A 26,070-nucleotide genomic window follows, 5' to 3' on the forward strand; every position below is an offset into this window, starting at 1 on the left:
GTTCTCTTGAAACAGGAATTTTATGTTGGCAGCCAAGAGGAAGATGTGCGCATTGATAAGTACCTTTCCCTGGAATGTGAGGATATCAGCCGTTCTTACATCCAGAAGCTTCTGAAGGCAGGACAGGTCCTTGTAAACGGAAGGCCGGTGAAGGCCAGCTATGTGGTGGAAGAGGAGGACATGATCTCCCTGGAGGTGCCGGAGGCTATTATGCCGGAGATCGTGGCAGAGCCCATGGACCTGGATATTCTCTATGAGGATGAGGACGTGCTGCTGATCAATAAGCCGAAGGGGATGGTAGTCCATCCCGCAGCCGGGCATTACACCGGCACTCTGGTCAATGGCCTTATGTACCACTGCAGGGACCAGCTCTCCGGCATCAACGGCGTGATGCGTCCCGGCATTGTCCACCGGATCGATATGGACACTACCGGGGTTATTATTGCGTGCAAAAATGACATGGCCCATAACTCCATTGCTGCCCAGCTGAAGGAGCATTCCATGACAAGGCGGTATGAGGCCATTGTCCACGGCGTTTTAAAGGAGGACGAGGGGACCATCGATGCCCCCATTGGACGCCATCCTGTGGAGCGGAAAAAGATGAGCATCAACTATAACAGGGGAAGAAACGCAGTGACCCACTACCGGGTGCTGAAGCGCTTAAAGCAGTATACTCATGTGGAATGCCGCCTGGAGACAGGACGCACCCACCAGATACGCGTTCATATGGCAAGCATCCATCATCCCCTTTTAGGCGATGCCTTATACGGCCCCGCTAAATGCCCGGTTTCCGGCCTCCAGGGCCAGACCCTCCATGCAGGCATTCTGGGCTTCATCCATCCGCGCACCGGAGTTTACATGGAATTCAGGGCGCCTCTGCCGGATTACTTCTCAAGGCTTTTAGAGATACTGGCTTAAGGTGCATCCCAACAGCAATAGACATACATTTCATGATAAGTTGTCATTATTGTATAAAAGGATTTCTGTATTTCGCATTTTTTTGTACATTTCTATATACTTTTCTGAAACTTTGAGTTATAATATCCATATAGATGGACGATAACTCCCATCGACTACAACAGGTTCAGCAGAAAGGGGTATGGAATATGACAGATAATCTTGTTATTACAATCGGAAGACAGTGCGGCAGCGGCGGTAAGCTGATCGGTGAAATGCTGGCTGAGAAGATGAATGTAAAATGCTATGATAAAGAACTGCTTTCACTGGCAGCAAAGCACAGCGGCCTCTGTGAGGAGCTGTTTGAAAAGCACGACGAGCGTCCTACCAGCAGCTTTTTGTATTCACTGGTGATGGATTCTTATTCCATGGGTTATACCACATCGGGATATTCCGATATGCCTATCAACCATAAGATCTTCCTTGCACAGTTTGACACCATCAAGAAGCTGGCAGACGAAGCTCCCTGTGTTATTGTAGGGCGCTGCGCAGATTATGCGCTGGAGGATTATCCCCATGTGGTCAGTGTTTTTATCACGGGAAATGACAGGGATAAGATGGACCGCTTAAAGGAGCTCTACCATGTAGATGAGTCCAAAGCAAAGGATATCATGATAAAGACAGACAAACAGAGAGCCAGCTATTATAACTACTATTCCAATAAAAAATGGGGCGATCCCAGAAGCTATGACCTCTGCATCAACAGCAGCACCGTTGGCCCGGAGGGCGCAGTTGAGGTGATCATGAATTTTGCAAGGACAAAGCAGGAGTGGATGAAGAAGAAAAAATAAGGTGCCTGTTCCGGCATAATGAAGAAAAATCGGATTTGATATCAGCTGATGATATCTGATCCGATTTTTTTGTTGCATAGGAAACTCTTCCGGAGTCCGAAGGAGCGGCTGGATATTAGTCAAACGTTTGCGTAAAATTCCCACAGTATTTGCGCAAAAATCATTGACGGAACCAAGGAGTTTGCTATAATCATTACAAGAAAAAGGAACTATTTTCAATTAAAATTGTGCATTAAGACAGGAGGACGCAGGATGAAGCATTTTGAATTTGAGTATGGCGCAGGCACAATGGGGGCCGATCTGCCGGATAATACAGACGAATTTATTCCGGGAGTGACTGTTCCGGATCCGCCGTACATACCGGAGGAACAGCTGGAAGCGGCATACCGCGAGAGTCTGGATCATCCCATAGGAATGCCGACGGTAAAGGAACTGGTACAGAAGGGGAGCAGAGTCGTGTTTATCGTGCCGGACCGTGTAAAGGGCGGCGAACAGCCTACGAGCCACCGCAAATTATCGATCAAATACATTCTCCAGGATCTCTACAGCGCCGGCGTGGAGAAAAAGGATATTCTCTTCATCATTTCCAACGGCCTTCATCCCCGCAGCACGGACAAGGATGCAAGGGCCCTGTTTGGCCCGGAGCTGTACAATGAATTTTGGCATAGCGGTCAGATCATCAGCCATGATTCCGAGGATCATGAGCATATGGTGGATCTGGGGCTTACGGACAGGGGTGATCCTGTTTTTATGAGTAAATATGTATTTGAGGCTGATCTGCCGATCCTCATCGGCCATGTCCAGGGCAATCCCTACGGCGGCTATTCCGGCGGCTATAAGCACAGCGCAACGGGAATCACTAACTGGAAGTCCATTGCAAGCCATCATGTTCCGGCTGTCATGCACCGGGATGACTTCACGCCTGTAAACAACAGCAGCCTGATGAGAAACAAGTTTGATGAGATATCCATGAAGATGGAGGAGAAGATGGGACATCCCTTCTTCTGCTGCGATGCGGTTCTTGACACTAAGAGCCGCCAGATCGCAATCTTTTCCGGCTACGCCAGGGAAATGATGCCCCTGTCCTGGAAAATCGCAGATAAGAGGACTTACGTACACTGGGCAGAGAAGAAATACGATGTCCTTGTGTTCGGTATGCCGCAGAAGTTTCATTACGGAGACGGCATGGGAACAAATCCCATTATGATGATGCAGGCCCTTTCCGCCCAGGTGCTGAGATTTAAGCGTGTAATGAGCGACCGCTGCGTGATCATATGCTCCAGCCTCTGCAACGGCTTTTTCAATGACAGCAGGTGGCCTTACCTGCGGGAATGCTATGAGTGGTTCCAGCACGATGAGATGAATGAGCTTCCTGATATGAACCGCCTGGGAGAGTATTTCGGCACAAACGAGGAATACATACGCAAGTACCGGTTTGCCAACGCCTTCCATCCCTTCCACGGCTTTTCCATGATGAGCTGCGGCCATATTGCGGAGATGAATACCAGCGCCATTTATATCGTAGGAGCAAAGGACCCCGGCTATGCGAGAGGAATGGGCCTCAAGACACGGGCGACCTTTGAGGAGGCCCTTGAGGACGCAAAGAAGAAATATGTGGGCAATGAGCCAAATATCCTTGCCCTTCCTCTCACCTTCAAGGTGGCAGCTGTACATCTGGGCATGAAGGACCCCTCACGGGACGGCATGGATGCTTACGGCCATCACACCTGCTGTTCATAGGCCGGCGGGCGGAATGTCCCGCAGCTCTCGCGGTTAGCGATATAGTAGGGGAGGCTGATCCGCATGGGAAGGGAATGGCCTCCTTCGATCCGGTCGATAAGGATTTTGGCGGCCATCTGTCCCATTTCAGCCACCGGAATATGGACGGTGGTAAGCATAGGCGTCAGATACTGGGCCGCATCAATATCGTCTATGCTGATCAGGGATACATCCGACGGAATGGAGAGGCCGCGCTCCTTCATGGCCCGCATGGCTCCGATAGCAGTGACATCGTTGCTGCAGAAAAATGCGCTGGCCCCGCAGCCATTTCCGATCAGAGAGGAGGCGCCCAGATAGCCTCCCTCAAAAGAGAGGGGGACATTGGACACAAGCTCCTTTTTTAAGGGAATCCCGGCCTTATCTAAGGCTGCACAATAGCCGCGGTACCGGTCCTCACGTTCTGTTTCGCCAATGTAGGCGATCCTGCTGTGTCCCAGCTGGATGAGATGCTCGACAGCGGAAACAGCTGCCTGATATCCATCGCAGATGATCTGGTCGTATTTTGCATCAAGACTGTTGAGTCCTGTATAAACAATGCATTTGAAGTATTGCTTGAGAAATTTAAGCAGCTGCTTGTCGCAGCGTCCCAGCACAGCCAGACCGTCCACATGGTTGTCGGAGATCAGGCGGAAGATATTGGAGTAATTGATCTCAAATGCGCTGAAGGTGTATTTCATAATATAATTGTAACGGAAGGCCTCCTCCTCAATGCTGCGGGCCAGAGAGCCAAAAAAGCTGTCGGCCTCCCTTGCGGGGACCCTGGCGAACAGGCATGCAATGGATTTGGAAGGGCTTCCTGCCCCGTAGGAGGAACCCAGCTTCAGCTCACGGGCAGAGCTGTTGGGCGTATAGCCGGTACGGCGCACGATCTCCCAGATCCGGTCCTGCACCTCACGGCTGGCCGGACATTTACTGCTTTTATTGATCACACGGGAGACAGTGGAGATGGATACTCCGGCCTCTGCCGCGATTTCTTTTAAAGTCATGAAAAACCTCCATTTTACTCAATCTCTTTTATTTTATAAGAAGAAAAGGGAAAATTCTATGGCAATATACACAAATGTTTTCGTGAAAATATGCAAAACCGCCTGTACCGCTTTAAGCGGAAGGTATGATAATATTTCATACTGTTTTTCATCTGTGGATGGGAGTAAACTGAAGTCATTCAAAACAAACACGGTATTTGCCGTCAAAGAAGCAGGAGGTTATTTATGGAGACAGGTAAAAAGAGCATGTCCTTTTGGACGAAGATCCCTGATAGCGCCTGGATGGTGCTGTCTCTTATTCTGGCCGTTCTGCTGTGGATCTTTATCGCATCCACAGAGGCCGGAGGAGTTGTATTCGCAGAGCCCTGGGAGGTATTTTCGCAGATGGTGGCGAAAACCTCGGACGGGACCCTGTGGCCCCACATTTATATCAGCCTTTTCCGCGTGATCGCAGGCTTTTCACTGGGCTTTCTGATATCCATCCCCATCGCCTTCCTGATGGGCTGGTACGCCCCCTTCCGCAATCTGGTCGCCCCATGGGTGCAGTTTGTGCGAAATATCCCGCCTCTGGCCTACATACCGTTAGTCATCACCGGAGCCGGCGTGGGAGAGAAGGCAAAGGTTATCGTGATCTTCATCGCATCCTTCCTTGTACTGGTAGTCACGATCTATCAGGGTGTCTGCAATGTGGACGTGACTCTTATCAAGGCTGCAAGGGTTTTGGGCGCAACGGACAAGGACATTTTCTTTCAGGTAGTGATTCCGGCCTCCACCCCATTTATCCTGGTAGGCACAAGGCTTGGGCTTTCCGCTTCCCTCACCACGCTGGTGGCAGCAGAGCTTACCGGCGCTTCAAAGGGGCTGGGCATGATGATCCAGAAGGCTCAGGGCTATTACGATATGGCGACTGTGCTTTTAGGTATCCTTATTATCGGTATTATCGGAATGTTGATGGAGCAGTTGGTTAAATTCTTAGAAAGGAAGCTGACAGGATGGCAGGAAACAGTACAGTAAAGGTAAGGATCGACAAGGTTGAGAAGGTATACAGCGGACGGAACGGCAATATGATCGCCTTAAACGGAGTCAGCCTTGACATTATGGAAAATGAATTTATCTGTGTGGTAGGACCCTCCGGCTGCGGCAAATCCACCCTGTTGAATATTATCGCAGGCCTTTTGGAGCCCTCCTCCGGCGCCGTGTATGTGGACGGCGAGGAAGTAAAGGGGCCTGGGCCGGAGCGCGGCGTTGTATTCCAGCAGTATGCCCTGTTCCCTTGGCTGACAGTTCTCAAGAATGTGCAGTTCGGATTAAAGCTTAAGGGAATGGGAGAGCAGGAGTCCAGGGAGACGGCCCTGAGGTATCTGAAGATGGTGGATCTGGAACAGTTTGCCGACTCCTATCCGAAGGAGCTTTCCGGCGGTATGAAGCAGCGCGTGGCCATCGCCAGGGCCTATGCCGTAGACCCTTCTGTGCTTTTGATGGATGAGCCTTTTGGGGCTCTGGATGCCCAGACAAGGACACAGCTCCAGTCGGAGCTCATCAAAACCTGGCAGGAGCAGAAGAAGACCTGCTTTTTCATCACCCACGATGTGGAGGAGGCTGTCATCCTTGCCACCAAAGTGATTATCATGAGCGCCCGGCCTGGACGTATCAAGAAAATCGTAGATATCAATCTTCCCTATCCCCGGACCCAGGAGATGAAGATGGAGCTTCCCTTCCTGGATTTAAAGAGCTACATCTGGGGCGAGGTATACCAGGAGTATCTGGAGGTAAGAAAGTAGGCCGTATATATGGAAAATTATCCCGTTTAACCGGGTAAAAGGAGGATTATGATGAAAAAGAGAGTAAGCGTGTTATTCGCTGCAGCAATGGCAGCAGTTTTACTGGCAGGCTGTGCAGGAAAACCGGCAGAGACAGCGGCTGTTTCCACAGCAGCGGCCCCGGAGGCAAAACAGGAAAGCTCTGAGGCTTCTGCTGAGACAGAGGCCAGAGCACAGGAAACCTTTGAACCGGCAGCACTGCGCGTTGCCTACATGCCCAATATGGGAAGCGCGTCCCTGGCAGTGACAGCAAGGGACAAGGGCTTCTTTGAGGAGATGGGACTGACCGTAGAGCTTGTTGAGTTCCAGGGAGGTCCGGCTGAGATCGCTGCCATGGCTTCCGGTGATATTGATATTTCCCAGATCGGCCACGGCGCCCATGCACTGTGCGCCGAAGGCGAGGCTCTGATCTTCCAGATCGACTGCACCAGCCTTGCGGATGCGGTGATCGGAAATGCGGATAAGGGCGTACATTCCATTGCCGATCTGAGGGGAAAGAAGGTGGCCGCCACCAGCGGTACCTCCGCGGAGATCATTTTGAAGCTGGCCCTGCAGTCCGAGGGCATTTCTCCGGATGAGCTTGAGATCGTGGAGATGGATGCCAACGGCATTGTGACCGCAATGATCAGCGGCAATGTGGATGCCTGCGCCTCCTGGTCTCCCGGTACCGTAACAATTGACGAGGCCCTGGGGGACAAGGCCGTATGGCTGGCTACCAATCAGGACTTCATCGATCAGGCCACCTTCCCCTCCAGCTTCATCACAACAGCGAAGTTCGCAGAGGAGAAGCATGACCTTTTGGTCCGCTTCACACGGGCTCTCCAGAAGGCGGCTGACTACAGAAGCGCCAATATTGAAGAGGTGGCAGGGCTGGTTGCAAAGCAGTGCGAGGTCAGTGCGGATACCATGCTTTCCTGCGTAGGAGAGGGCAACTGGGATATCACCAGTGAGTTTTTAGGCAGGGGCTTAGAGGACGGCACCATCAAGCGCTACTATGAGAACCAGCAGAAGGTGTTCATCGACGGCGGCCGTCTGACCGGTAAGGTGGATGTGGAAAATTACGTGCTCTTTGACGTTATGAAAGAAGCTTACGAGGCAAACAAATTATAGATCCATAAGCAGCCAGGGCCACAAGAAAAGGGCAGGGATCAAAAGCTGATCCCGCCTTTTCCTTATCGCACAGGAGAGGATTATGCTCTTTATCATATTGCTGTTTCTTGCAGCTTCATCCGTTATTCTGTTCTTTTTAAGGCGTGACAGGCAGAACTTCTTTCTGCTGGGAATGTGCTTCAGCTTTATTATCATGTTTGTAGGCATTATCATTTACCTGGCAAAGACAGGGGGCTTGTCGCCGGAGCAAAAGCTGTTTTTGTTTTTTGGCACCAGGCTCCAGCGCAGGCTGTCCTATATGCTCTTTCCCTTAAGAAGCCTCGGATATATGATAGCCCTGGGACGCTTCCTGTTCCCGCCCTTCCTGCTGCTGGTTGCCGTCAATTACAGTATGATCCCGCTGGTGCTGAGAATGAAGCCCCATAGCTGGGCTGTCTTTCTTCCTCCGGCGGCAAGCCTGACCGTCTATTATCCGGCATGCTTCTTTCGGCTGGTGAAGGGCAGGTTCGCCCTCCAGACCTTTCTGATGAAGTTCTCCTCCTGCTGGATCTATGGGTATCTGGCCGCTGCGGTATTTCTGATCGTCTATGAATACTACTGTACAACGATCCCGCACTGCAAACGTCAGTTCCGCTATATCATGCTTTTTATCCTGAGCGTGACCATTCAGTATTCGGTCTACTGCATTCAGGACCCCATCCAGGTGTACCAGATCTATTCGCTGGAATACATGCGCTTTTCAGGGAAGCTCTACACCAACTCCACCATGAGCATCAAGGGATGGTATCTGTTTACGGCCTTTACCCTTCTGTTCGTGGTGCTGGGCTTCTGGAGCCTGCGCAGCTACACACAGATCGACCGCAGGGAGAGCATCGATGATATCCGCATCCAGAGAAAATTTGACACAGCCAGCATGGGAGCTACCGTGTTTATACACGGGATCAAGAACCAGCTTTTGTCAAACCGCGTGCTGTGCAAAAAGATCCGCCGCGAGCTAACCTTGGAAAAGCCGGACCTTCAGAGGCTTACAGAGTATGCGTGCATGCTGAACGAGATGAATGAAAGCATGCTGGACCGGATGGAGGAGCTTTATAAAAGTATCAAATCCAACTCCCTGACCCTGGTGCCGCTCCAGGCCGGCGAGGCGGCAAAGCTGGCCACAGAGCTGTTCCACAAAAAATACAAGGATACGCCTGTGGAGCTGTCGGGGAACCGACAGGAGTCCATTCTGGCAGACTGCCGTCATTTGGGGGAGGCTCTCTATAACCTTCTCATCAACGCCCATGAGGCCTTTGTCTCATCGGGAAAAACGGGTGAGCGGCTTAAGCTGATCCTGCACAGCGAGCGGCTCTATATCGGTTTCGAGGTACAGGATAACGGAGCTGGCATCGAGGAGAAGGAACGGCAGCGGATCTTCGATCCCTTTTACACCAGCAAGAGCACCACTCACAACTGGGGAATGGGACTCTACTACGTCCGGGAGATCGTAAAGGGGCATTTCGGCAAGATGAAGCTGGAGAGCACTCCGGGAAAGGGAACCAGCTTTTTTGTGATGATTCCCCGCTATGAGCCCAGAAAGGAATTGCGGTTTAAGGAGTTTAAATGGAAGAGGGGTTAACATGATCAGAGTAGCTTTGGTAGAGGATTTTGACCTGATCCGTGAGGATCTGAGGGAGCTGATCGACGGCCAGGAGGACATGGAGGTGGTGTGGGAGGCAAAAACAGGGGCAGAAGCCATAAAGCTTGCACGTACTGATCCGGCTGACCTGATCCTGATGGACATTGAAATGGAGACGATCAACGCAGGGGTGATCGCCGCAGAGCGGATCAGGGACCAGAGTCCAATGCAGAATATTATCTTTCTGACAGCCCACGAGACTAACGATATGATCATCACGGCCATGGGAACAGGGGCAGTGGATTATCTGGTAAAAGGGGAAAAAAGTGAGGAGGTCCTTGCCCACATCCGCAATGCCAGTGCCGGAAGGCCTACCATGAATTTCCGGATACAGGGGACGCTCATGCGGGAGTATTCCCGGCTTCAGCGGTCTGAGCGCAGCCTGCTGTTTTTTATCCACAATGTATCACGGCTGACAGCGGCAGAGCGCGAGCTGGTAAGGCTTTTGCTGGATGGAAAAAAGGTAAAGGAGATCGCACAGATCCGCTGCGTGGAGCTCATTACCGTAAAGACACAGATCAAAGGGCTTTTGCGCAAATTTGGGTGCAGCAGGACAAAGGAGATCGTGACAATGATCCGGGAGCTGAATCTCTCCCATCTGTTTCAGTGAGGCGGATGGGACTCAGTAAAATAAAAACAGTAGGAGGTAGTAGGAATGGATATGAGACACGAATATTACGGATACGACAGGGAGCAGCTGTTGGCAGCGCCAAAGCTGCCGCTTTCCTGCCTGAAAGACAACGAAGCGGTGTTCCGCCAAATGGCCGGACAAATGACGGAGGAGATCGAGTCCCACAATGCCAGGGGAGAGAAGACGGTATTCATCTGCCCTGTAGGCCCTGTGGGGCAGTATCCCTTCTTTGTGGAGCTGGTAAATGAACGGGGCATAAGCCTAAAGGATACCTGGTTCATCAACATGGATGAATACCTGGATGACGATCGCCAGTGGATTCCCATGGAGCATCCATTGAGCTTTCGGGGCTTTATGGAACGGGAAGTGTACGCGAGGATACGGCCGGAGCTTGTGATGCCTAAGGAGCAGAGGATCTTTCCCGATCCCAACAATACATCATATATACCGCAGCTTATCGAGGAGCTGGGCGGCGTAGACATTGCTTTTGGCGGAATCGGCATCAACGGCCATGTGGCCTTCAACGAGGCCGATGCCTCTATGAGCGGAGAAGAATTTCTCGCGCAAAGGACCCGTGTGCTGGCCATCAGCCCGGAGACACGGGCAGCCAACGCTATCGGCGATTTTAACGGGGCGCTGGAGGATATGCCGCGCTACTGCGTGACCATCGGAATATATGAGATCGCCCACGCCAGGAAAATCCGCTTAGGGTGCTTTCGCAGCTGGCACAGGGCCGTTGTGCGGCGGGCGGGATACGGCGAGCCGACAGCGGCATTTCCTGTAAGCCTCCTGCAGGATCATCCCGATATCACACTGACCTTCACAGAATATGTGGCGTCGCTGGAGGATTAGACGCACTGCGTTAAGCGCGGCATCAGAGCTTCAAGGGAAGAGAAAGGAGCGGATATGAGTAAAATATTATTAAAGGGCGCAGCGGTGTATCTGGATCATGGATTTTCCAGGGCGGATATCCTGATGGAGGATGGCCTGATCCGCCGGATCGGGGCGGAGCTTTCGGCGGAGGATGCCCTGGTCTGTGATGTGACAGGCAGGCGGATCGTGCCGGGCTTCATCGATATCCACACACACGGCGCAGTGGGAGTGGATGTAAATGGGGCCACCGCGGAGGATTTTGAGAAGATCTGCCGCTTCCAGGCCAGCCAGGGCACTACAAGCTGGCTTTGCTCCGTGCTGACCGATACAAGGGAACAGACCCTGCGGTGCATCAGCCAATACAACCGCTGGAAGGAGCTGGAGCATGGAGGGGCAAACCTGATGGGCATTCATCTTGAGGGGCCCTTTCTCTGCGCTGAATATAAGGGAGCCATGCCGGAGCATCTTCTCCAAAAGCCCGACCTTGCCCTTTTAAAGGAATACCAGTGTGCAGCAGAAGGCGGCATCCGCTACATTACCGTATCGCCGGAGATCGAGGGTATGACAGCCTTTATCTCTGAGATCGGCAGGCTTGGAATCGTGACAGCCATCGGCCATTCCGGCGCCGATTACGAGACGGCCAGAAAGGCCATTGCAAACGGGGCGGCAGCCTCCACCCACACGGGCAATGCCATGAAGCTTCTGCACCAGCATTTCCCCGCCATCTGGGGGGCTGTGCTGGAGGATGATGAACTGTACTGCGAGATCATCTGCGACGGCAGGCATCTCCACCCGGGCACTGTGCGCCTGATCCTAAAGACAAAGGGGCTCGACCGTGTGATCGCCGTTACGGACTCCATTATGGCTGCGGGTCTGCCGGACGGCAATTATAAGCTGGGTGTCAACGACGTGATAGTGGTGAACGGGGACGCCATGCTGGCAGTTGGAGGGACCCGGGCGGGAAGCACGCTGACAATGGCCCAGGCCCTCAAAAACCTGCTGTCATTTACAGAAAGGCCTCTTGCGGATATTCTTCCCCTTCTCACGGAGAATCCCGCAAGGCTGCTGAAGGTATATGACAGAATCGGCTCCATCGCGGAGGGAAAGGACGCAGATCTTGTGATCCTGGATGAGAAGTGTGACGTAGAAAGGACCTTCGCAAAAGGCCGCCTGGTTTTTGCGGCAGGTGATGTGGGATAACAGAAAGGGGATAGAAAATTGGCTGAAAATGTATTGGTAATACACGGAGGAGGGCCTACAGCCGTGATCAACGCCTCCCTCTACGGAGTGATCGAGGAGGCCAGGGCCAGCGGGGCCATTGAGCATGTGTACGGAGCCATCGGAGGAAGCGAGGCAGTTTTAAAGGAGCGCTTTCTCGATCTGATGAAATATCCCCATGAAAGGCTCAAGCTCCTTCTCCGTACGCCTGCTACGGCCATCGGCTCCTCGCGGTATGCTCTGAGGGAGGAGGACTACGAGGCGATGGCCGGCATTTTCCTCAAGCATAATATCAAATATGTGCTCTTAAACGGAGGCAACGGCACCATGGACACCTGCGGGAAGATCTACGAGGCCTGCAGGACCCGCGGAATCTGTGTGGTGGGCATTCCCAAAACCATTGACAATGATATTGCCATTACGGATCTCACGCCGGGCTACGGAAGCGCCGCCCGCTATATCGCCCAGACCACGGCAGAGGTGGGCGTTGACGTAAAGGCAATGCCCATCCACGTGTGCATTATAGAGGCCATGGGGCGCAACGCAGGCTGGATCACAGCCGCGTCAGCCTTAGCCAGAAGAAAGCCGGGGGATGCGCCTCACCTGATCTACCTGCCGGAGCGGCCCTTTAACGAGGAGGAATTTCTGGAGGACGTGAAGCGGCTTCACCAGGAAAAGGGCGGCGTGGTGGTGGTTGCCAGCGAGGGATTAAAAAATGCGGCCGGAGAGCCCATTGTGCCTCCCATTTTCAAGACGGACCGGGCCGTGTATTACGGGGATGTGGGCGCCTATCTGGCGGAACTGGTGATCAGGCGGCTTGGGATCAAGGCCAGAAGTGAAAAGCCGGGTATCTGCGGACGCGCCTCCATCGCCCTCCAGTCTCCGGTGGACAGGGATGAGGCTGTCCTTGCAGGCCGCGAGGCGCTGCGGGCCGCCATGAGGGGAGAAGGCGGCGTGATGACAGGCTTTGTCCGCGATGAGACGGAGGATGGCTCCTACCGGATACACACCTGCATGATACCCATCCGGGAGGTAATGCTCTGTGAGCGGAGTATTCCTGAGGATTACATCAATGAGCGGGGAAATGATGTGACGGAGAAATTTACGGACTGGTGCCGCCCGCTGATCGGGGCAGAGATCAGCGAGTATATTGATTTTCAGGATCTATACAGGGAAGAGGGAGAGAGGAAAGCATGAAGCACATTTTTCTGAATCTGAAGCGGTTTGATATCCCAAGGGAGCTGGGCGGCGTCAACAGCATCGCCCCCATGGCCAGGTGGGGCAGCTATATTGTAGAGCACACCCAGGAGGAGCTTATGGCTTATGACGGGGATGATGTGGAATTTGCCATGTATTTCCCGGAGGCTCATTTGATTCCGGCTGTGGAGGCCCTGTGTGAGGGCAGCCCCATCCAGATAGGCTGCCAGAGCGTATACCGCGACGATACGGCTGTGGGAGGCGGCTTCGGTGCCTTCACCACCAGCCGGACAGCCAACGCCGCAAGGGCCCTGGGCTGCACTGCCACCATCATCGGCCACTGCGAGGAGCGCCGCGACAAGGCGGGTGTGCTGGCGGAGGCCGGAGTGACTGACAAGGCGGCGGTAAACCGCCTGATGAATAAGGAGATCCAGGCGGCTGTGAGGGCCGGGCTTAAGGTTCTCTACTGCATTGGCGAATCCTCAGAGGAGCAGCCCAGATGGCCGGAGGTTTTAAAGGAGCAGCTTGAGACAGGCCTGGCAGGCGTGGACAAATCACTTGTCACCATTGCCTACGAGCCGATTTGGGCCATCGGCCCTGGCAAGATCCCGCCGGATAAGGAGTATATCTCTATGATCGGCTCCTTTGTCAAGGAGGCGGCCGATGGCATGGACGTGGTCTACGGAGGCGGACTGAAAACGGACAATGCGAAGATGCTGGCATCCATACCGGTTATGGACGGCGGACTGATCGCTCTCACCAGGTTTTCCGGCGAGATCGGCTATTATCCGGAGGAGTATCTGGAGATCATCCGCACCTATATGGGAAAATAGCAGAGCTCTGCCATCCAGAGAGTGTGGGCGGAGGGACCCGGCAGGCCCTGTAAATGAAAAGGCTGATAAATAAAAAAGGAGGATATGATCATGCCATTAATTCCATTAAGACCTCTCCTTGAGGCAGCTGTTAAGCATGGCTTCGGCCAGGGCGCCTTCAATGTCAACGCGGTGGCCCAGGCAAAGGCAGCCATTGAGGTTCATGAAATGTTCCGCTCCGCGGCCATTCTGCAGGGGGCGGACCTTGCCAACGGCTTTATGGGCGGCAGGACGGATTTTATGAACGCGACCCTGGAGGACAAAAAGGCCGGGGCAAAGAATATTGCCAACGCGGTGAAAAGGTACGGCGCTGATTCCGAGATTCCCATTGTCCTGCATCTGGACCATGGCCGCGATTTTGATTCCTGCGCGGCCGCCATCGAGGGAGGCTATACCTCTGTCATGATCGACGGCTCCTCCCTGCCCTTTAAGGACAATGTGGAGCTGACCAGAGAGGTGGTTAAATACGCCCATGCCAGAGGCGTCAGCGTAGAGGGCGAGCTTGGCGTGCTGGCCGGGGTGGAGGACCATGTATTTTCCGCCTCATCCACCTACACCAATCCCCTGGATGCGGTGGAATTTTTCAAGAAAACGGGCGTGGACGCCCTGGCGATCTCCTACGGTACCATGCACGGCGCATCTAAGGGAAAGGATGTGAAGCTGAGAAAGGAGATCCCTGTGGCCATTCGCGAGTGCATGAACCATCTTGGCATCTTTGGGGCTCTGGTGTCCCATGGCTCCTCCACCGTGCCGAAATACATTGTGGATGAGATCAACGGCCTGGGCGGCGAGCTGTCTGGCACCTACGGCATTTCCATCGATGAACTGAAGGCCGCCATTCCCTGCGGCATCAGCAAGATCAATGTTGACACCGACATCCGTCTGGCAGTGACACGTAACATGAAGGAGTTGTTTGCAAAGTATCCCGAAAAGCGCACCAGCGCCTCCATCGGCGGGATCTATGAGCTTCTTGAGGCAAAGAAGAACCTGTTTGATCCACGGGTCTTCCTGCCGCCGGTCATGGATACCGTGATGTACGGCAATGTGCCGGACGATGACGTAGCTGCTATTGTGGACTGCGTGGAGAGAGGTGTAAAGGAGGTAGTGGGAACTTTGATCGTACAGTTTGGCTCCGTTGGAAAGGCTCCCCTGGTAGAGCAGGTAAGCCTGGACGAGATGGCGGAGCGCTATAAGAAAATGGAGCAGTAAAGGGGGCGGCAGCTGTGAGTGTTTTTGTTGATGTCAGCAAAACAAAGCAGTTTTTAGAGGACGGAGAATGGGATACCCGCCGGCAGCAGGCAGCTGAGCTCTGCCATGCCCTGTACACCATGGAGGACAGTCAGCATGTCCTGGGCTGGCGCACACCGGAGCATTCTGTGCTGCAGCTGGAAGAAATCGATGCAAAAGCGGAGGAGATCCGCCGTGATGCGGAGGTGTTCGTGATCGTAGGCGTAGGCGGCTCTAATCAGGCAGCCCGCGCCGTCATCGAGGCCATGCCTGAGCGCAGAGGGCCGAAGATCGTGTATCTGGGCAATACCTTATCCCCTCATTATATCCGTATGGCCCTGGCTGAGCTGGAGGGAAAAAGCGTATATATTGACGTGATCGCTAAGAATTTTGAGACACTGGAGCCCGGCAGCCATTTCCGCATCCTGCGCCAGTGGATGGGCAGACGGTATACCAGGGAGGAGATGGCCAGGCGGATCATCGTTACCGGAACCGCAGGCTCACGCCTGGAGGAGATCGCTGAGGAAAACGGATACCTGTTTCTGCAGTTTCCTGCCTCGGTTGGCGGAAGGTATTCTGCCTTTACACCAGTAGGACTATTCCCTCTGGCGGCAGCCGGAATCAATGCGGAGGTCTACCTTGAGGGCATGGCGGAGGCCATGGAGGACTGCATAAGCCATCCCGAAGCCAATCCGGCTGTGGACTACGCGGCTGCCCGCAGCCTTTTGTACGGCAGAGGATACGACATTGAGATGATGGTATCCTTTGAGCCTCGGTATGCATTTTTTGAAAAGTGGTGGATACAGCTTTTCGGTGAAAGCGAGGGCAAGGAAAAAAAGGGAATCTTTCCGGCAGCCTCCATCTACTCGGAGGAGCTTCACTCCATCGGCCAGTATATGCAGGACGGAAGAAGGAATCTGATCGAGACCTTTGTGTCAGTCATCCGTCCCGGCGCAGAGGCGGTGATCGAGCCCTGCCCGGAGTTTGGGGACTGCTTCGACTATCTTGACGGCATGGACTTTGACGAGATCAACAAGGCGGCTGAGGCCGCCACATGGGAGGCCCATACCGCAGGCGGCGTGCCCTGCATCCGGTTTACAGTAGAGGAGATAAGCGAGAAGAGCTTTGGACAGCTATTTTATTACCTCATGACGGCCTGTGCCATATCAGGCCAACTCATCGGAGTAAATCCCTTTGACCAGGAGGGCGTGGAGGAGTATAAAAGGAATATGTTTGCAGCCCTGGGGAAGGGCTGCTTCACAAATAAAAGCCGCCGCCCATAAAACGGGCGGCGGCCAGGCCGGTTTATCACCTTATTCCACTGTCACAGATTTCGCCAGATTTCTCGGCTGGTCCACATCCAGGTTCTTTCCAACGGATGCATAATACGCGATCAGCTGGAGGATCACTGCGATGGGGAATACAGTAAAGCCGTTTTCCAGCTTCGGGATGCGGATCTGAACGTCTGCAATATCTTCCTCCACCACGGCGCCCTCCTTTGCAAGAAGGATCACGTAAGCGCCTCTTGCCTTCACCTCCCGCACGTTGGAGATGGTCTTGGAGAAAATGTGGTCCTGGGTGGCGATAGCGATCACCGGGACCTTTTCTGAGATCAGGGCAATGGTGCCGTGCTTTAATTCACCTGCTGCGTAGGCCTCTGCATGGATGTAGGAGATCTCCTTCAGTTTCAGCGCTCCCTCCAGGGAGAAAGCATAGTCCAGACCACGGCCAATAAAGAACGCGTCCGGAGCATTTACCAGATGGCTTACAATGGCTTTGATGCGGTCCTTTTCGGCAAGCATAGCCTCCATAGCCGGGATGGCATCCAGAAGCTCCTTTAAGAAACCGGCTGCCTGGGCCTCGGTGTATTTTCCGCGCACAAGGGCCATGCGGCAGCAGAGCATGTAGAGAGCCGCCAGCTGTACAGAATAGGCCTTTGTGCTGGCAACAGCGATCTCCGGGCCTGCATGGGTGTAGAGTACAAAATCGCTCTCCCTTGCAATAGTGGAGCCCTTTACATTGACGATAGAGAGCACAGGCGCTCCCAGGGACTGGGCCAGACGCAGGGCTGCCAGGGTGTCAATGGTCTCACCGGATTGGGATATCACGACCGCCAGGGTTTTCTCATCGATCAGCGGCGTCTCATAGCGGAATTCCGATGCAATGGACACGGTCACAGGAATGCGCAGCAGAGGCTCCATGAGGGCTCTTGCAACCATTCCGGCGTGCATGGCAGTGCCGCAGGCAATAATGTGTATGCGGCTGCAGGCGGTAAAAATGTCATCGGAAATGCCGTCATCCGTAAAGTCGGGAAGGCCCTTGCTCATTCTGGGAAGAATGGTATTTTTCAGCGCCTCAGGCTGCTCATGAATCTCCTTTAACATGAAATGAGGGTAGCCGTTTTTCATGGCGGCATCCATATTCCAGTTAACTTCCATCATTTCCGGCTCTGTCCTGTTCCCCTCCATGTCGTATACGCGGACCTTGTATGGAGTGAGACGGACAATGCAGTTTTCCGGAACCACAAAATACTCTCTGGTGTAAGCGATAAGGGCCGTGAGGTCAGAAGCCACCATGGCGCCGGAATGGGTGTAGGCGGCGACAAGAGGGCTTACGCTGCGCACAGCGTAGATCTCCCCCGGACGGTCATCAAACATGATACAGAAGCCGTAGGAGCCCTCCAGCACCTTTACAAAATGCCGGATCGCGGTCAGGGGATCGTGGCCGTGCTGCTGATACATCGTATTCAGCACTCCGGCAGCCACCTCACTGTCTGTCTGGGACGTAAGCTCCGCCTCCAGGCCGTATTCCTCCGTAAGGGCATGGTAGTTCTCAATGATGCCGTTGTGTATCATGGTGACATCTCCCTGGCGGTGGGGATGGGCGTTGGCGTCTGTCACCCCTCCGTGGGTCGCCCATCTGGTATGTCCGATGCCGCAGTGGGAGACATCCTGTGTCTCCGCCACAAGGCTCCTTAAGGCAGCCACCTTTCCCACCTTTTTCATGAGCTTTATCTGGGAATTGGCATCAAAATAAGCGATGCCCGCACTGTCATAACCTCTGTATTCCAATCCGGCCAATCCGTCTAACAGCAGCTTTCTGGCCTCTAAAGGGCCTGTATAACCAATAATTCCACACATATCATTCATCTGCCTTTCTTCGTTTATTCAATTTTCAATCTGCATGATTTTACGTTGTCCGGTTACACTGTGTTTGTTTTGCAGTTGCCCGCATATTTTACAGCGTATCACACGCCCGGACTGCATGGGAGAGCACCCGCCGAAAGTTCGATTCTCTCTCCTCCTCGTCAACCTTCTCCGGCAGCTTTCGCTGTTCACGTCCCCGGAAAGGTGCATGGCGCTATAGCTTTGCTATTGATCACTGTTTCCTCCTAAAAAACAGACTGGCACTATTATAGCTCACTCTAATTTATGCGTCAACCAAAATAAACGATACCAGAGCCGCTTATTTTAAAAATTCTGTAAGACATTCCATCTATATTTTAAGAATAATGTGTGGTATACTGTCCAGCGAGATAAATGATGATCAAAGGATACATAGCATGTTGAAGTATTTAGACCATATAGCGGCACGTTTGAGGGGTGCGCCAAGAGTCTGCCTCTTTGCCGGAGCCGCAGGGGCAGCCTGCCTTCTCTCATTTTTGGCAGGGCGCCTCAGCAGTTCCACCGAGACACAGGCCGTGGTGACGGAGGCTGTGGAGATGGAAGAGGAGAGCCAGACTGATCCCCATACGGTTCCACTGGCAACGCCCTCCTATCTGCCAAAGCCCTATGCGACCGAATCCCAGGCAGACTACCAGGATGCGCCTATCGCGAAGCCGGATGTGCTGGTTCTGGCATATTTGTACGGCGAGGAAGGAGGCAGCATGGAATCCCTAAGCCCCTCCGGCAGCATGGCCGGACAGCTGTACCAGGAGCTTGCGTCCATGGATTCCCAGTGGCTTTCCGGCATTTACGACCTTTATAATTATACGCCCCTTCAGGCAGCCAATATCCTTGGATTGACAGAGGAGGCAGTGTCCTCCGAAGCCGGCTTCCTCCAGGAGTTCACCAATATGAATGTGCAGTTTGCAAACGGGGCAGGGGCCTCCATTGATGGCCAGTCCAATGCCAGGACCATCGTGTCCATGTGCAATGTTCTGCACTACTACGGGCTTCTGAGTACCATGGAGGAAATGGAGGCTTACGCAAAGGAACTGTGGAATGCCTCCCATCATTACAGCGTAGAGCTGGGGCAGGTGTATTTTTGTGACGGAGACTGTGTGGAGGCGGAAGGACTGGCAGAGGAGGCGGAAGCTGCAGAGGAAGCCGCTCCTGATCCGGAGAACGTTCCAGCCACAGAGGAGACTGCCTCTGTTCCAGAGGAAGCTGCGCCAGCAGGGGAATCGGAATCCAATGGACAGGCAGCATCACCATCAGAAAATTCTGATCTTGGGCATCTGGCAGCAACCCCATCGGCAGCCATTTTAAGCTGTCCGGGACACATCGATCTTACCATACATATCACCATCCGAAATACGGAAGAGGCAGGAGGCCTCTTTGATCAGGATATTCTGCCGGCCGGCGCAATGGATTCTCAGAGCTCCCTGTGGCCTGGCTGGAACCAGGAGACCCTCTCCTATGTGGACACGCTTTTAAGCCAGGACTGGTATGAGATGTACGGGATCAATGCTGCTGACCTCCTTGCCATCTGCCCTCTGACAGGAGATGAGATTGAATTTTTCATGAAGCTTGTGCCAATGGATGCAAGTCAGGTGCGGCGGGATATGGTGCGGTATGCCCTGGCATCTGTGGGGAAGATCCCCTACTATTGTGGAGGCAAGCCCAGCCGTCCGGGCTACACAGGGAACCACTTCGGCTCCGTGGTACAGCCGGATAGGGAAGGCCGCTTCTTAAAGGGACTGGACTGCTCCGGCTGGATCAACTGGGTATATTGGTCCGTAACAGGTCAGAGCCTGGGTGCCCAGAGCACGGCGACCCTGGTGTCCTCCGGACAGGCCATATCAAAGGATGAGCTGCTTCCGGGAGACATCTGCATCCGTCTGGGAGAGGAGCCACATGTAGTCATGTATCTAGGCTGGTCTCCTGACGGAAGAATGGTATGCATCCAGGAAACCAGCGGATCCACCGATAATGTGGAGGTTGCCCTGGTAGCACCGGACTGGGCAAGCTACCGGAGATTGACCGATTAAGAGAATGTGCTGCTGCACAGAATCAGGTACAAAGAACTTCCACGAGTACATGCGATACAAAGAGAGGAATATTGATATGAATGAGAATAGAGATGAAAGGGACGATGAGCTTCAAAGGCTGAGAGCCAGGCAGCGGAATGGTTCAGCCGCAGGCACTGCAGGCAGGAATACGGCAGGCCGCCGCAGGACTCCTGTGTCCCATCAAAGACCGGCTTCCTCCAGAAATCATGATGAGCTGGATGACGCTTATTATTATGAGGAGGAGTATGGCTACACGTCTTCCTCCGCTTCCTCCCGCGGAGGATCTAAAACAAGGACTCAGGCAGGAGGCAGAGCCAGAAGTCATTCACAGGCGATTCCTTCTTCCCAGGAGACTTATACCAGACAGAAGGGCCGCCGGACAGGCAAAAAGGGGAAAAAGCGGAAGCTCGGCTTCCTGCTCCTTTTGCTTCTGGCAGCTATCCTGGCTTATGGAGCATGGCTGTTCCTTCACCGCCCTACAGGCTATTGGAATGTGGCTGTATTTGGCGTGGACAGCCGGGACGGCAACACGGACAGGGCGTTGGCAGACGTGCAGATGATATGCAGCATAGACCGGGCCACAGGGGAGATCAAGCTGGTGAGTGTTTACCGGGATACCTATCTGAAGATCAACTCAGATGGAAACTACCACAAGATCAATGAGGCTTACTTTAAGGGAGGCCATAAGCAGGCCGTAGATGCCCTGGAGGAAAACCTGGATATCAAGATTGATGATTATGCCACCTTTAACTGGAAGACAGTGGCCGATGCCATCAATGTCCTCGGAGGCATTGACCTGGATATCAGCCAGTCTGAGTTTGCCTATATCAACAGCTTTATCACAGAGACCGTAGAGTCCACCGGGATCGCCTCTGTCCATCTGACCCAGCCGGGTCCCAACCATCTGGACGGTGTCCAGGCAGTGGCTTACAGCCGCCTCCGCCTGATGGATACGGATTTCCAGCGCACGGAGCGCCAGAGGAAGGTTGTGACGCTTGCTCTTGAAAAGGCCAAGCAGGCAGATACCTCTACGCTGATCGCTCTTGCAAAACTGGTGGTATCCCAGATCTCTACCAGTGTGGGCGCAGATGATCTGCTTCCCATGGCAAAGGATGTGAGCAGATATCATATTGGAGAGACAGCCGGTTTCCCGTTCTCACGGCAGACAGCCAGAGTTGGGAAAATGGATTGTGTGATCCCCACTACATTGGAGAGCAATGTCATCCTTCTCCATCAATTCCTCTACGGAGAGGATACGGTCTACCAGCCATCCTCTGCAGTAAAGAAGATCAGCAGCCACATATCAGAAGAGACCGGACTGTATGAAGAAGGAAAACCGGCACCTGCCAGCAGTGGCACAAGCGGATCCTCCGGCGGATCTGGTGCAGCCGCTCCGGCTCCGGCGCCTCAGGAGGCGGCTCCCCAGCCGGCTCCCGCTGAGACAGTACCGGAGAGCGCGGAGGAGAGCACAGAGGAATCCTTAGAGGAATCCACAGAGCAGGCTGCAATAGAGGAGCCTGAAGAGAAAAACGGGGATGGCGCGGAGGGCGGTCCCGGCGAAACCCAGGAGCAGGAGACAGAAGGCAGCGAAAAGCCGGGAGAACACGCAGGAAGCACAGAAGGACCCGGCAGTTCAGAGGGACCCGGAGCCGCCGGAGAGACTAAGCCGCAAAACAGCGGTTTTGAGCATCCAACACCATTGCCCTCTCCTGAGGAGCAGGCTGGTCCGGGCGTTTCCTGACAATAGAAAGAACAACAGGCTGGCTGCCCCTATTTGAGAGGAGCAGGCCAGCCTGTAATATTTCCGGTGGTGACCGCATGAAAGAGGCAGTCCTTTAAATGAGGATTGTCCTTCTGCAATTCACGTATCAGATCCTTGATATACTGACGTTTGGTGTTACCGTCCATGGGGCAGGGATTCTTGCATACGGGAAGGCTGTATTTGTTCTGAAAGCCGATCACATCTGCCTCCGTCACAAAAAGCAGGGGACGTATCACAGACAGGTCCATACGGTCCAGATAAGTATAGGGGGAGAAGGCATAAAAACGCCCCTCGTAAAACAGGGACATGAGCGCTGTCTCGATCACGTCATCCCTGTGATGGGCATAGGCAATCTTATTGCAGCCCAGCTCCTTTGCCTTTTCATTTAAGGCACCCTTGCGCATTTTTGCACAGAGAGAGCATGGATTGGACTCCTTTCGGATGTCGAACAGGACCTTGCCGATCTCTGTTGGTATAATGGCGTAGGGGATATCAAATCCCCGGCAGATATCCTTTATGGGCTCCAGATCCATGTTTCCCAGTCCTAAGTCTACTGTGATGGCACACAGGTCATATTTTTTCGGATAAAACCTCCTCAGATGGGAAAGAGCATACAGGAGCGCCAGGCTGTCCTTTCCGCCGGATACCCCAACGGCAATCACGTCCCCGTCCTCTATCATCTGATATGTATCAAGTGCCTGGCGTGTCAGGCTTAAAAGACGCTGTAATTTCATAATGTACGGATTCCTTTCCAGAAGCTGTATCTTAACACTGTACTAGCTATTGGATGGATTGTCAAGGGATGCGGTTGTAAAGAAAATTTTTATATGATAAAATAGTACCAGTTCAGACGGGGTATCTTCTTGCCCGGCTAGAAAACACACAAAGGATGAAGAATTATGATAAGCTACCGTTATGTAATTTCCAATAAGAACGGGCTTCACGCTGTTAATGCTATGAGCATCAGCCGTGCTGCCTCAGAGTACAAAAGCACCTTTACATTATCCGGTGAACACGGGAAGGCAGACTGTAAAAATGTACTTGCCCTTATGAGCCTCGGCGCACGCCAGGGGGAGCCCCTTGTTCTGGAAGTAGAGGGGCCGGATGAGGGCCAGGCGGCCGGATTTTTAAACGGCCTTCTGCGGACAATATTGTAATATTTTTCAAATGCAGGATATGACCGGATCTTACCCTCAGTGGATGAAAGGACATTTATATGAAAGGAATGTTTGAGAATCTCACAGCAGAGGTGTGCTGCGGCAGTTATTATGATGCGCTGCAGGCAGAAGCAGGAGGGGCAGGGCGCATTGAGCTTAACAGCGGTCTTCTCTTGGGCGGTCTGACACCATCCATGTCGGCCCTCCGGCTGATCAAGGAAACCTGCAGGCTGAAGGTGATCGCTATGGCACGGCCCAGAGGCGGCGGATTCTGTTACAGCCCGGAGGATTTCCAGGTTATGAGGGCAGACTGCATCCGGCTTATCCAGAACGGAGCCGACGGCATTGCCTTTGGGTGCCTGAAGGAAGGGAACTTTATTGACATGGAGCACTGCCGTGAGCTGGTGGAGCTGATCCATGGCGCAGGGAAGGAAGCGGTATTCCACAGAGCCTTTGACTGCACAGAGAATGCCTTTTCTTCCATGGAGCAGCTGATCTCTCTGGGGATCGACCGTGTGCTGACAAGCGGCCAGAAGGCTTCTGCGCTTTTCGGGACAGCCCTCATAAAGGAGCTGCAGAACAGATACGGAGGAGATATTGAGATCCTGGCCGGCAGCGGTGTGAATGCCTCCAATGCCCGCCGTCTCATAGAGGAGACAGGCATTTCCCAGGTGCACAGCTCCTGCCGGGGCTGGAAAAGAGATGCTACCGCAGGCGGGAGAGAGGTTTCCTTCTGTATGTCCCCTTCTCCCTATGAGGATTGTTATGATGTTGTAGATGCGGATAAGGTACGGATGCTGGTCAAAAGCCTGGAGTAGAACAGGATTTAAACAGGACTCATATGGAGGATAAGAACATGGCAGGAGTGTTTCGATGGAAGCCCCTTCTTCTGGCCTCGCTGGCGGCAGTTTCCATCTCCGCCTGCAAGGAGGTTTTGCCGGAGGAAACGGGAAGAGAGACTTCCAGAAGCGTACGGGAGACAGCGGCAGAGGCTTCGCCTCTCCCCTTTTCGGATGGCCCTATGACAAAGGAGGAGCTGGCTGAGCTGGAGAAGTATTTAAACCGTGGGGACAACTACGGATTCCTTCTATCGGATTATGATGGGCCCCAGGAGATCGATCTGGAGGAGGTATTTTACAACGGCGCCGGCATTTCCCGTGAAGGGCTGTCAGAGGAGGAGACAGGCGCTTACCTTGCGGCTGCAGGGCAAAGCGAGTTTATGACAGATCTTGTATGCCTCTCCACAGGCGATTTGGATGCCTTTTTGCAGAAAAAGACAGGCTGTTCCCTGGGCAGTATGCGCAGAGGACTTTCGTGGCTGTATCTGCCGGAATATGACAGCTATTATACCGAGCACGGAGATACCAACAGACGCGGTATCCGCTGTATAAAGGGAGAATTTTCCGGAGATGAATGCCGCGTATGGTGCCTTTCCGATCAGTACAGCCAGTACAACATGGAAAGTATCCTCACACTGAAGCGGACAGTGGAAGGGGTTCTCTTTCAGTCCAATCAGATCATATGGGACCAATGGAGCTTTTATAAGGAAAATGCCAGCCAGCCCTCAGCGGAGACCCTCCATTTTCTTGTCCGGGAATACCGCAGGGAGCAGGGGATGGGAGAGGAATCCCTTGATGAGCCTGTTTTCGACTCTGAAAACCGGTATTATACGGAGGAGGAGCTTGAAGATCTCAGCTATTATCCGGGACTTTTCGCCATTTTCAGGAATGAGCTCTATGCACGCCATGGCTATCTCTTTGAATCCCAGTCCTGGAACGAGTTCTTCTCTGCCTATAGCTGGTATGATGGGCGGATCCCGTCAAATGCCTTTGATGTTTCCTGTATGAATGAGTATGAGAGGGAAAATCTCAGGCTTGCAGTGGAGCTGAGAAAATAAGTTTACATAAAATATTTATGTAAACTATATGTAAGAAATACGGGAAAGCCGGCATTTTCATAACCAGAAACTAAATGACCAGAATCACTACCAGAAAGGATGACCGCAAATGGATGAACATACCTCCTCCGTACTTCGCGAGCCCTGGCTTTCATGGGCTATGGAGCTTCAGAGCATTGCGCAGAACGGACTTGCCTACACCGAAAATGAATATGATATTGAACGCTATGAGCGCATCCGGCAGATCGCTGCAGAGATGATGAGCTTTAAAACCGGAATCCCCATAGAAAAAGTTACCTCTCTCTTTTGTAACGAGACAGGCTACCAGACGCCTAAAATGGACACCAGGGCCGCTGTCTTCCAAAATGGACAAATTCTCCTTGTCCACGAGAAAAATGGAACCTGGGCCCTTCCAGGGGGCTGGATGGACGTTCTGGAGTCAGTTGCAAGTAATACGAGAAAGGAGGTCCGGGAGGAAGCCGGGCTTGAGGTATTGCCCAGGCGCCTGATCGCCCTTCAGGACAGGAATAAGCACAATACGCCTCCCTACGCTTATGGCATCTGTAAGGCTTTTGTGCTCTGCGACCTGATAGGAGGAGCATTTCATGAAAATATCGAGACCTCAGAGATAGGCTGGTTTTCCTTGGATGAACTGCCAAAACTGGCAGAGGAGAAGTGCACAGCCGCACAGATCGCCATGTGCTTTGAGGCTGCAGCTGATGAGAATTGGCAGCCTCTGTTTGATTAGAGCGTGCCGACCGGATCTGACCCAAACAAACAAGCCATCCCATATGCGGACAATGCCTGCGGACAGAGAAGAGCTTACTTTACATCGGATGCGGTTTGTGCTATATTTTTTATGAATAAACAAAATCAAGGGGG

The 26,070-nt window shown here is 53.1% G+C and carries 23 protein-coding genes; 20 read left to right on the plus strand and 3 right to left on the minus strand.

Features of this window, described 5'->3' with window-relative positions; genetic code table 11:
* Positions 1 to 6 precede the first annotated feature (6 nt).
* The 3 genes from LIZ87_RS10040 to LIZ87_RS10050 all read left to right on the plus strand — a co-directional run bounded on the left by LIZ87_RS10040 (position 7) and on the right by LIZ87_RS10050 (position 3,488).
* Positions 7 to 918 carry an RluA family pseudouridine synthase gene (locus tag LIZ87_RS10040; RefSeq protein WP_178316699.1) on the plus strand — a complete coding sequence of 304 codons (912 nt, stop codon included), beginning with the start codon at positions 7 to 9 and terminating at the stop codon, positions 916 to 918.
* Between the two features lie 188 nt (positions 919 to 1,106).
* Entirely contained in the window at positions 1,107 to 1,748 is a 642-nt protein-coding gene (locus LIZ87_RS10045; protein ID WP_178316698.1) for a cytidylate kinase-like family protein, read from the plus strand.
* Positions 1,749 to 2,000: 252 nt separating this feature from the next.
* On the plus strand, positions 2,001 to 3,488 hold the full coding sequence (locus LIZ87_RS10050; protein ID WP_178316697.1) for a lactate racemase domain-containing protein: 1,488 nt from the start codon (positions 2,001 to 2,003) through the stop codon (positions 3,486 to 3,488).
* Here LIZ87_RS10050 and LIZ87_RS10055 read toward each other — a convergent pair.
* Entirely contained in the window at positions 3,470 to 4,513 is a 1,044-nt protein-coding gene (locus tag LIZ87_RS10055; protein ID WP_178316696.1) for a LacI family DNA-binding transcriptional regulator, read from the minus strand. The two genes, LIZ87_RS10050 and LIZ87_RS10055, sit on opposite strands and share 19 nt — an antisense overlap.
* 225 nt (positions 4,514 to 4,738) lie before the next feature.
* Here LIZ87_RS10055 and LIZ87_RS10060 point away from each other — a divergent pair, with 225 nt between their 5' ends.
* From LIZ87_RS10060 to LIZ87_RS10110, 11 genes are all read left to right on the plus strand, one after another.
* The gene (locus LIZ87_RS10060; protein ID WP_178316695.1) at positions 4,739 to 5,527 is read left to right on the plus strand and encodes an ABC transporter permease; all 789 of its coding nucleotides are present in this window, start codon (positions 4,739 to 4,741) and stop codon (positions 5,525 to 5,527) included.
* Complete coding sequence (locus LIZ87_RS10065; protein ID WP_178316694.1) at positions 5,506 to 6,294, plus strand: ABC transporter ATP-binding protein; 789 nt, start codon at positions 5,506 to 5,508, stop codon at positions 6,292 to 6,294. Before LIZ87_RS10060 ends, LIZ87_RS10065 begins: the two co-directional genes overlap by 22 nt.
* Before the next feature lie 51 nt (positions 6,295 to 6,345).
* Entirely contained in the window at positions 6,346 to 7,443 is a 1,098-nt protein-coding gene (locus tag LIZ87_RS10070; protein WP_227146717.1) for an ABC transporter substrate-binding protein, read from the plus strand.
* Between the two features lie 82 nt (positions 7,444 to 7,525).
* A complete protein-coding gene (locus LIZ87_RS10075; RefSeq protein ID WP_227146720.1) occupies positions 7,526 to 9,061 on the plus strand; it encodes a sensor histidine kinase in 1,536 nt (511 codons plus the stop codon).
* Position 9,062: 1 nt separating this feature from the next.
* Positions 9,063 to 9,731: a response regulator transcription factor gene (locus LIZ87_RS10080; RefSeq protein WP_178313802.1), complete on the plus strand. Its 669-nt coding sequence runs from the start codon at positions 9,063 to 9,065 to the stop codon at positions 9,729 to 9,731.
* 51 nt (positions 9,732 to 9,782) lie between these two features.
* Positions 9,783 to 10,604, plus strand: a complete 822-nt coding sequence (locus tag LIZ87_RS10085) for a glucosamine-6-phosphate isomerase (RefSeq protein WP_227146800.1) — start codon at positions 9,783 to 9,785, stop codon at positions 10,602 to 10,604.
* Positions 10,605 to 10,658: 54 nt separating this feature from the next.
* Positions 10,659 to 11,825, plus strand: a complete 1,167-nt coding sequence (gene nagA, locus LIZ87_RS10090) for an N-acetylglucosamine-6-phosphate deacetylase (protein WP_227146723.1) — start codon at positions 10,659 to 10,661, stop codon at positions 11,823 to 11,825.
* Positions 11,826 to 11,843: 18 nt separating this feature from the next.
* Entirely contained in the window at positions 11,844 to 13,040 is a 1,197-nt protein-coding gene (locus LIZ87_RS10095) for a diphosphate--fructose-6-phosphate 1-phosphotransferase (RefSeq protein ID WP_227146726.1), read from the plus strand.
* Entirely contained in the window at positions 13,037 to 13,873 is an 837-nt protein-coding gene (locus LIZ87_RS10100; RefSeq protein WP_227146728.1) for a triose-phosphate isomerase, read from the plus strand. Before LIZ87_RS10095 ends, LIZ87_RS10100 begins: the two co-directional genes overlap by 4 nt.
* A gap of 90 nt (positions 13,874 to 13,963) precedes the next feature.
* Complete coding sequence (locus LIZ87_RS10105; RefSeq protein WP_227146730.1) at positions 13,964 to 15,121, plus strand: class II fructose-bisphosphate aldolase; 1,158 nt, start codon at positions 13,964 to 13,966, stop codon at positions 15,119 to 15,121.
* A 14-nt stretch (positions 15,122 to 15,135) separates the two neighbouring features.
* Positions 15,136 to 16,422, plus strand: coding sequence for a glucose-6-phosphate isomerase (locus LIZ87_RS10110; protein WP_178315211.1), 1,287 nt, complete (start codon positions 15,136 to 15,138; stop codon positions 16,420 to 16,422).
* Between the two features lie 30 nt (positions 16,423 to 16,452).
* On the opposite strand, the gene glmS is transcribed toward LIZ87_RS10110, so the two are convergent.
* A complete protein-coding gene (glmS, locus tag LIZ87_RS10115) occupies positions 16,453 to 18,279 on the minus strand; it encodes a glutamine--fructose-6-phosphate transaminase (isomerizing) (protein ID WP_178315209.1) in 1,827 nt (608 codons plus the stop codon).
* Positions 18,280 to 18,701: 422 nt separating this feature from the next.
* Here glmS and LIZ87_RS10120 point away from each other — a divergent pair, with 422 nt between their 5' ends.
* Both LIZ87_RS10120 and LIZ87_RS10125 read left to right on the plus strand, forming a co-directional pair.
* Positions 18,702 to 20,351: an NlpC/P60 family protein gene (locus LIZ87_RS10120; protein ID WP_227146733.1), complete on the plus strand. Its 1,650-nt coding sequence runs from the start codon at positions 18,702 to 18,704 to the stop codon at positions 20,349 to 20,351.
* Between the two features lie 76 nt (positions 20,352 to 20,427).
* The gene (locus tag LIZ87_RS10125; RefSeq protein ID WP_227146734.1) at positions 20,428 to 22,113 is read left to right on the plus strand and encodes an LCP family protein; all 1,686 of its coding nucleotides are present in this window, start codon (positions 20,428 to 20,430) and stop codon (positions 22,111 to 22,113) included.
* 29 nt (positions 22,114 to 22,142) lie between these two features.
* Here the strand turns inward: LIZ87_RS10125 and LIZ87_RS10130 are convergent, their stop codons facing one another.
* Positions 22,143 to 22,868, minus strand: coding sequence for a tRNA 2-thiocytidine biosynthesis TtcA family protein (locus LIZ87_RS10130; RefSeq protein WP_227146736.1), 726 nt, complete (start codon positions 22,866 to 22,868; stop codon positions 22,143 to 22,145).
* Between the two features lie 165 nt (positions 22,869 to 23,033).
* Here LIZ87_RS10130 and LIZ87_RS10135 point away from each other — a divergent pair, with 165 nt between their 5' ends.
* From LIZ87_RS10135 to LIZ87_RS10150, 4 genes are all read left to right on the plus strand, one after another.
* A complete protein-coding gene (locus LIZ87_RS10135) occupies positions 23,034 to 23,291 on the plus strand; it encodes an HPr family phosphocarrier protein (protein ID WP_227146738.1) in 258 nt (85 codons plus the stop codon).
* Between the two features lie 59 nt (positions 23,292 to 23,350).
* Entirely contained in the window at positions 23,351 to 24,109 is a 759-nt protein-coding gene (locus tag LIZ87_RS10140) for a copper homeostasis protein CutC (protein WP_227146740.1), read from the plus strand.
* Positions 24,110 to 24,132: 23 nt separating this feature from the next.
* Positions 24,133 to 25,188 carry a YARHG domain-containing protein gene (locus tag LIZ87_RS10145; RefSeq protein ID WP_227146742.1) on the plus strand — a complete coding sequence of 352 codons (1,056 nt, stop codon included), beginning with the start codon at positions 24,133 to 24,135 and terminating at the stop codon, positions 25,186 to 25,188.
* A gap of 109 nt (positions 25,189 to 25,297) precedes the next feature.
* On the plus strand, positions 25,298 to 25,936 hold the full coding sequence (locus LIZ87_RS10150) for an NUDIX hydrolase N-terminal domain-containing protein (RefSeq protein WP_178316619.1): 639 nt from the start codon (positions 25,298 to 25,300) through the stop codon (positions 25,934 to 25,936).
* Positions 25,937 to 26,070 lie beyond the last annotated feature (134 nt).

The organism is Lacrimispora sp. 210928-DFI.3.58, assembly GCF_020554865.1.
Classification (GTDB): Bacteria; Bacillota; Clostridia; order Lachnospirales; family Lachnospiraceae; genus Enterocloster.

Excerpts from the sequence above, each read along its gene's own strand:
- LIZ87_RS10100 (WP_227146728.1), top strand. The coding sequence starts at position 13,037 with ATGAAGCACATTTTTCTGAATCTGAAGCGGTTTGATATCCCAAGGGAG.
- LIZ87_RS10070 (WP_227146717.1), top strand. The coding sequence starts at position 6,346 with ATGAAAAAGAGAGTAAGCGTGTTATTCGCTGCAGCAATGGCAGCAGTT.
- LIZ87_RS10080 (WP_178313802.1), top strand. The coding sequence starts at position 9,063 with ATGATCAGAGTAGCTTTGGTAGAGGATTTTGACCTGATCCGTGAGGAT.
- LIZ87_RS10130 (WP_227146736.1), bottom strand. The coding sequence starts at position 22,868 with ATGAAATTACAGCGTCTTTTAAGCCTGACACGCCAGGCACTTGATACA.
- LIZ87_RS10085 (WP_227146800.1), top strand. The coding sequence starts at position 9,783 with ATGAGACACGAATATTACGGATACGACAGGGAGCAGCTGTTGGCAGCG.
- LIZ87_RS10055 (WP_178316696.1), bottom strand. The coding sequence starts at position 4,513 with ATGACTTTAAAAGAAATCGCGGCAGAGGCCGGAGTATCCATCTCCACT.
- LIZ87_RS10135 (WP_227146738.1), top strand. The coding sequence starts at position 23,034 with ATGATAAGCTACCGTTATGTAATTTCCAATAAGAACGGGCTTCACGCT.
- LIZ87_RS10125 (WP_227146734.1), top strand. The coding sequence starts at position 20,428 with ATGAATGAGAATAGAGATGAAAGGGACGATGAGCTTCAAAGGCTGAGA.
- LIZ87_RS10065 (WP_178316694.1), top strand. The coding sequence starts at position 5,506 with ATGGCAGGAAACAGTACAGTAAAGGTAAGGATCGACAAGGTTGAGAAG.
- LIZ87_RS10060 (WP_178316695.1), top strand. The coding sequence starts at position 4,739 with ATGGAGACAGGTAAAAAGAGCATGTCCTTTTGGACGAAGATCCCTGAT.
- LIZ87_RS10140 (WP_227146740.1), top strand. The coding sequence starts at position 23,351 with ATGAAAGGAATGTTTGAGAATCTCACAGCAGAGGTGTGCTGCGGCAGT.
- LIZ87_RS10075 (WP_227146720.1), top strand. The coding sequence starts at position 7,526 with ATGCTCTTTATCATATTGCTGTTTCTTGCAGCTTCATCCGTTATTCTG.
- LIZ87_RS10120 (WP_227146733.1), top strand. The coding sequence starts at position 18,702 with ATGTTGAAGTATTTAGACCATATAGCGGCACGTTTGAGGGGTGCGCCA.
- LIZ87_RS10045 (WP_178316698.1), top strand. The coding sequence starts at position 1,107 with ATGACAGATAATCTTGTTATTACAATCGGAAGACAGTGCGGCAGCGGC.
- LIZ87_RS10145 (WP_227146742.1), top strand. The coding sequence starts at position 24,133 with ATGGAGGATAAGAACATGGCAGGAGTGTTTCGATGGAAGCCCCTTCTT.
- LIZ87_RS10105 (WP_227146730.1), top strand. The coding sequence starts at position 13,964 with ATGCCATTAATTCCATTAAGACCTCTCCTTGAGGCAGCTGTTAAGCAT.
- glmS (WP_178315209.1), bottom strand. The coding sequence starts at position 18,279 with ATGTGTGGAATTATTGGTTATACAGGCCCTTTAGAGGCCAGAAAGCTG.
- LIZ87_RS10150 (WP_178316619.1), top strand. The coding sequence starts at position 25,298 with ATGGATGAACATACCTCCTCCGTACTTCGCGAGCCCTGGCTTTCATGG.
- nagA (WP_227146723.1), top strand. The coding sequence starts at position 10,659 with ATGAGTAAAATATTATTAAAGGGCGCAGCGGTGTATCTGGATCATGGA.
- LIZ87_RS10050 (WP_178316697.1), top strand. The coding sequence starts at position 2,001 with ATGAAGCATTTTGAATTTGAGTATGGCGCAGGCACAATGGGGGCCGAT.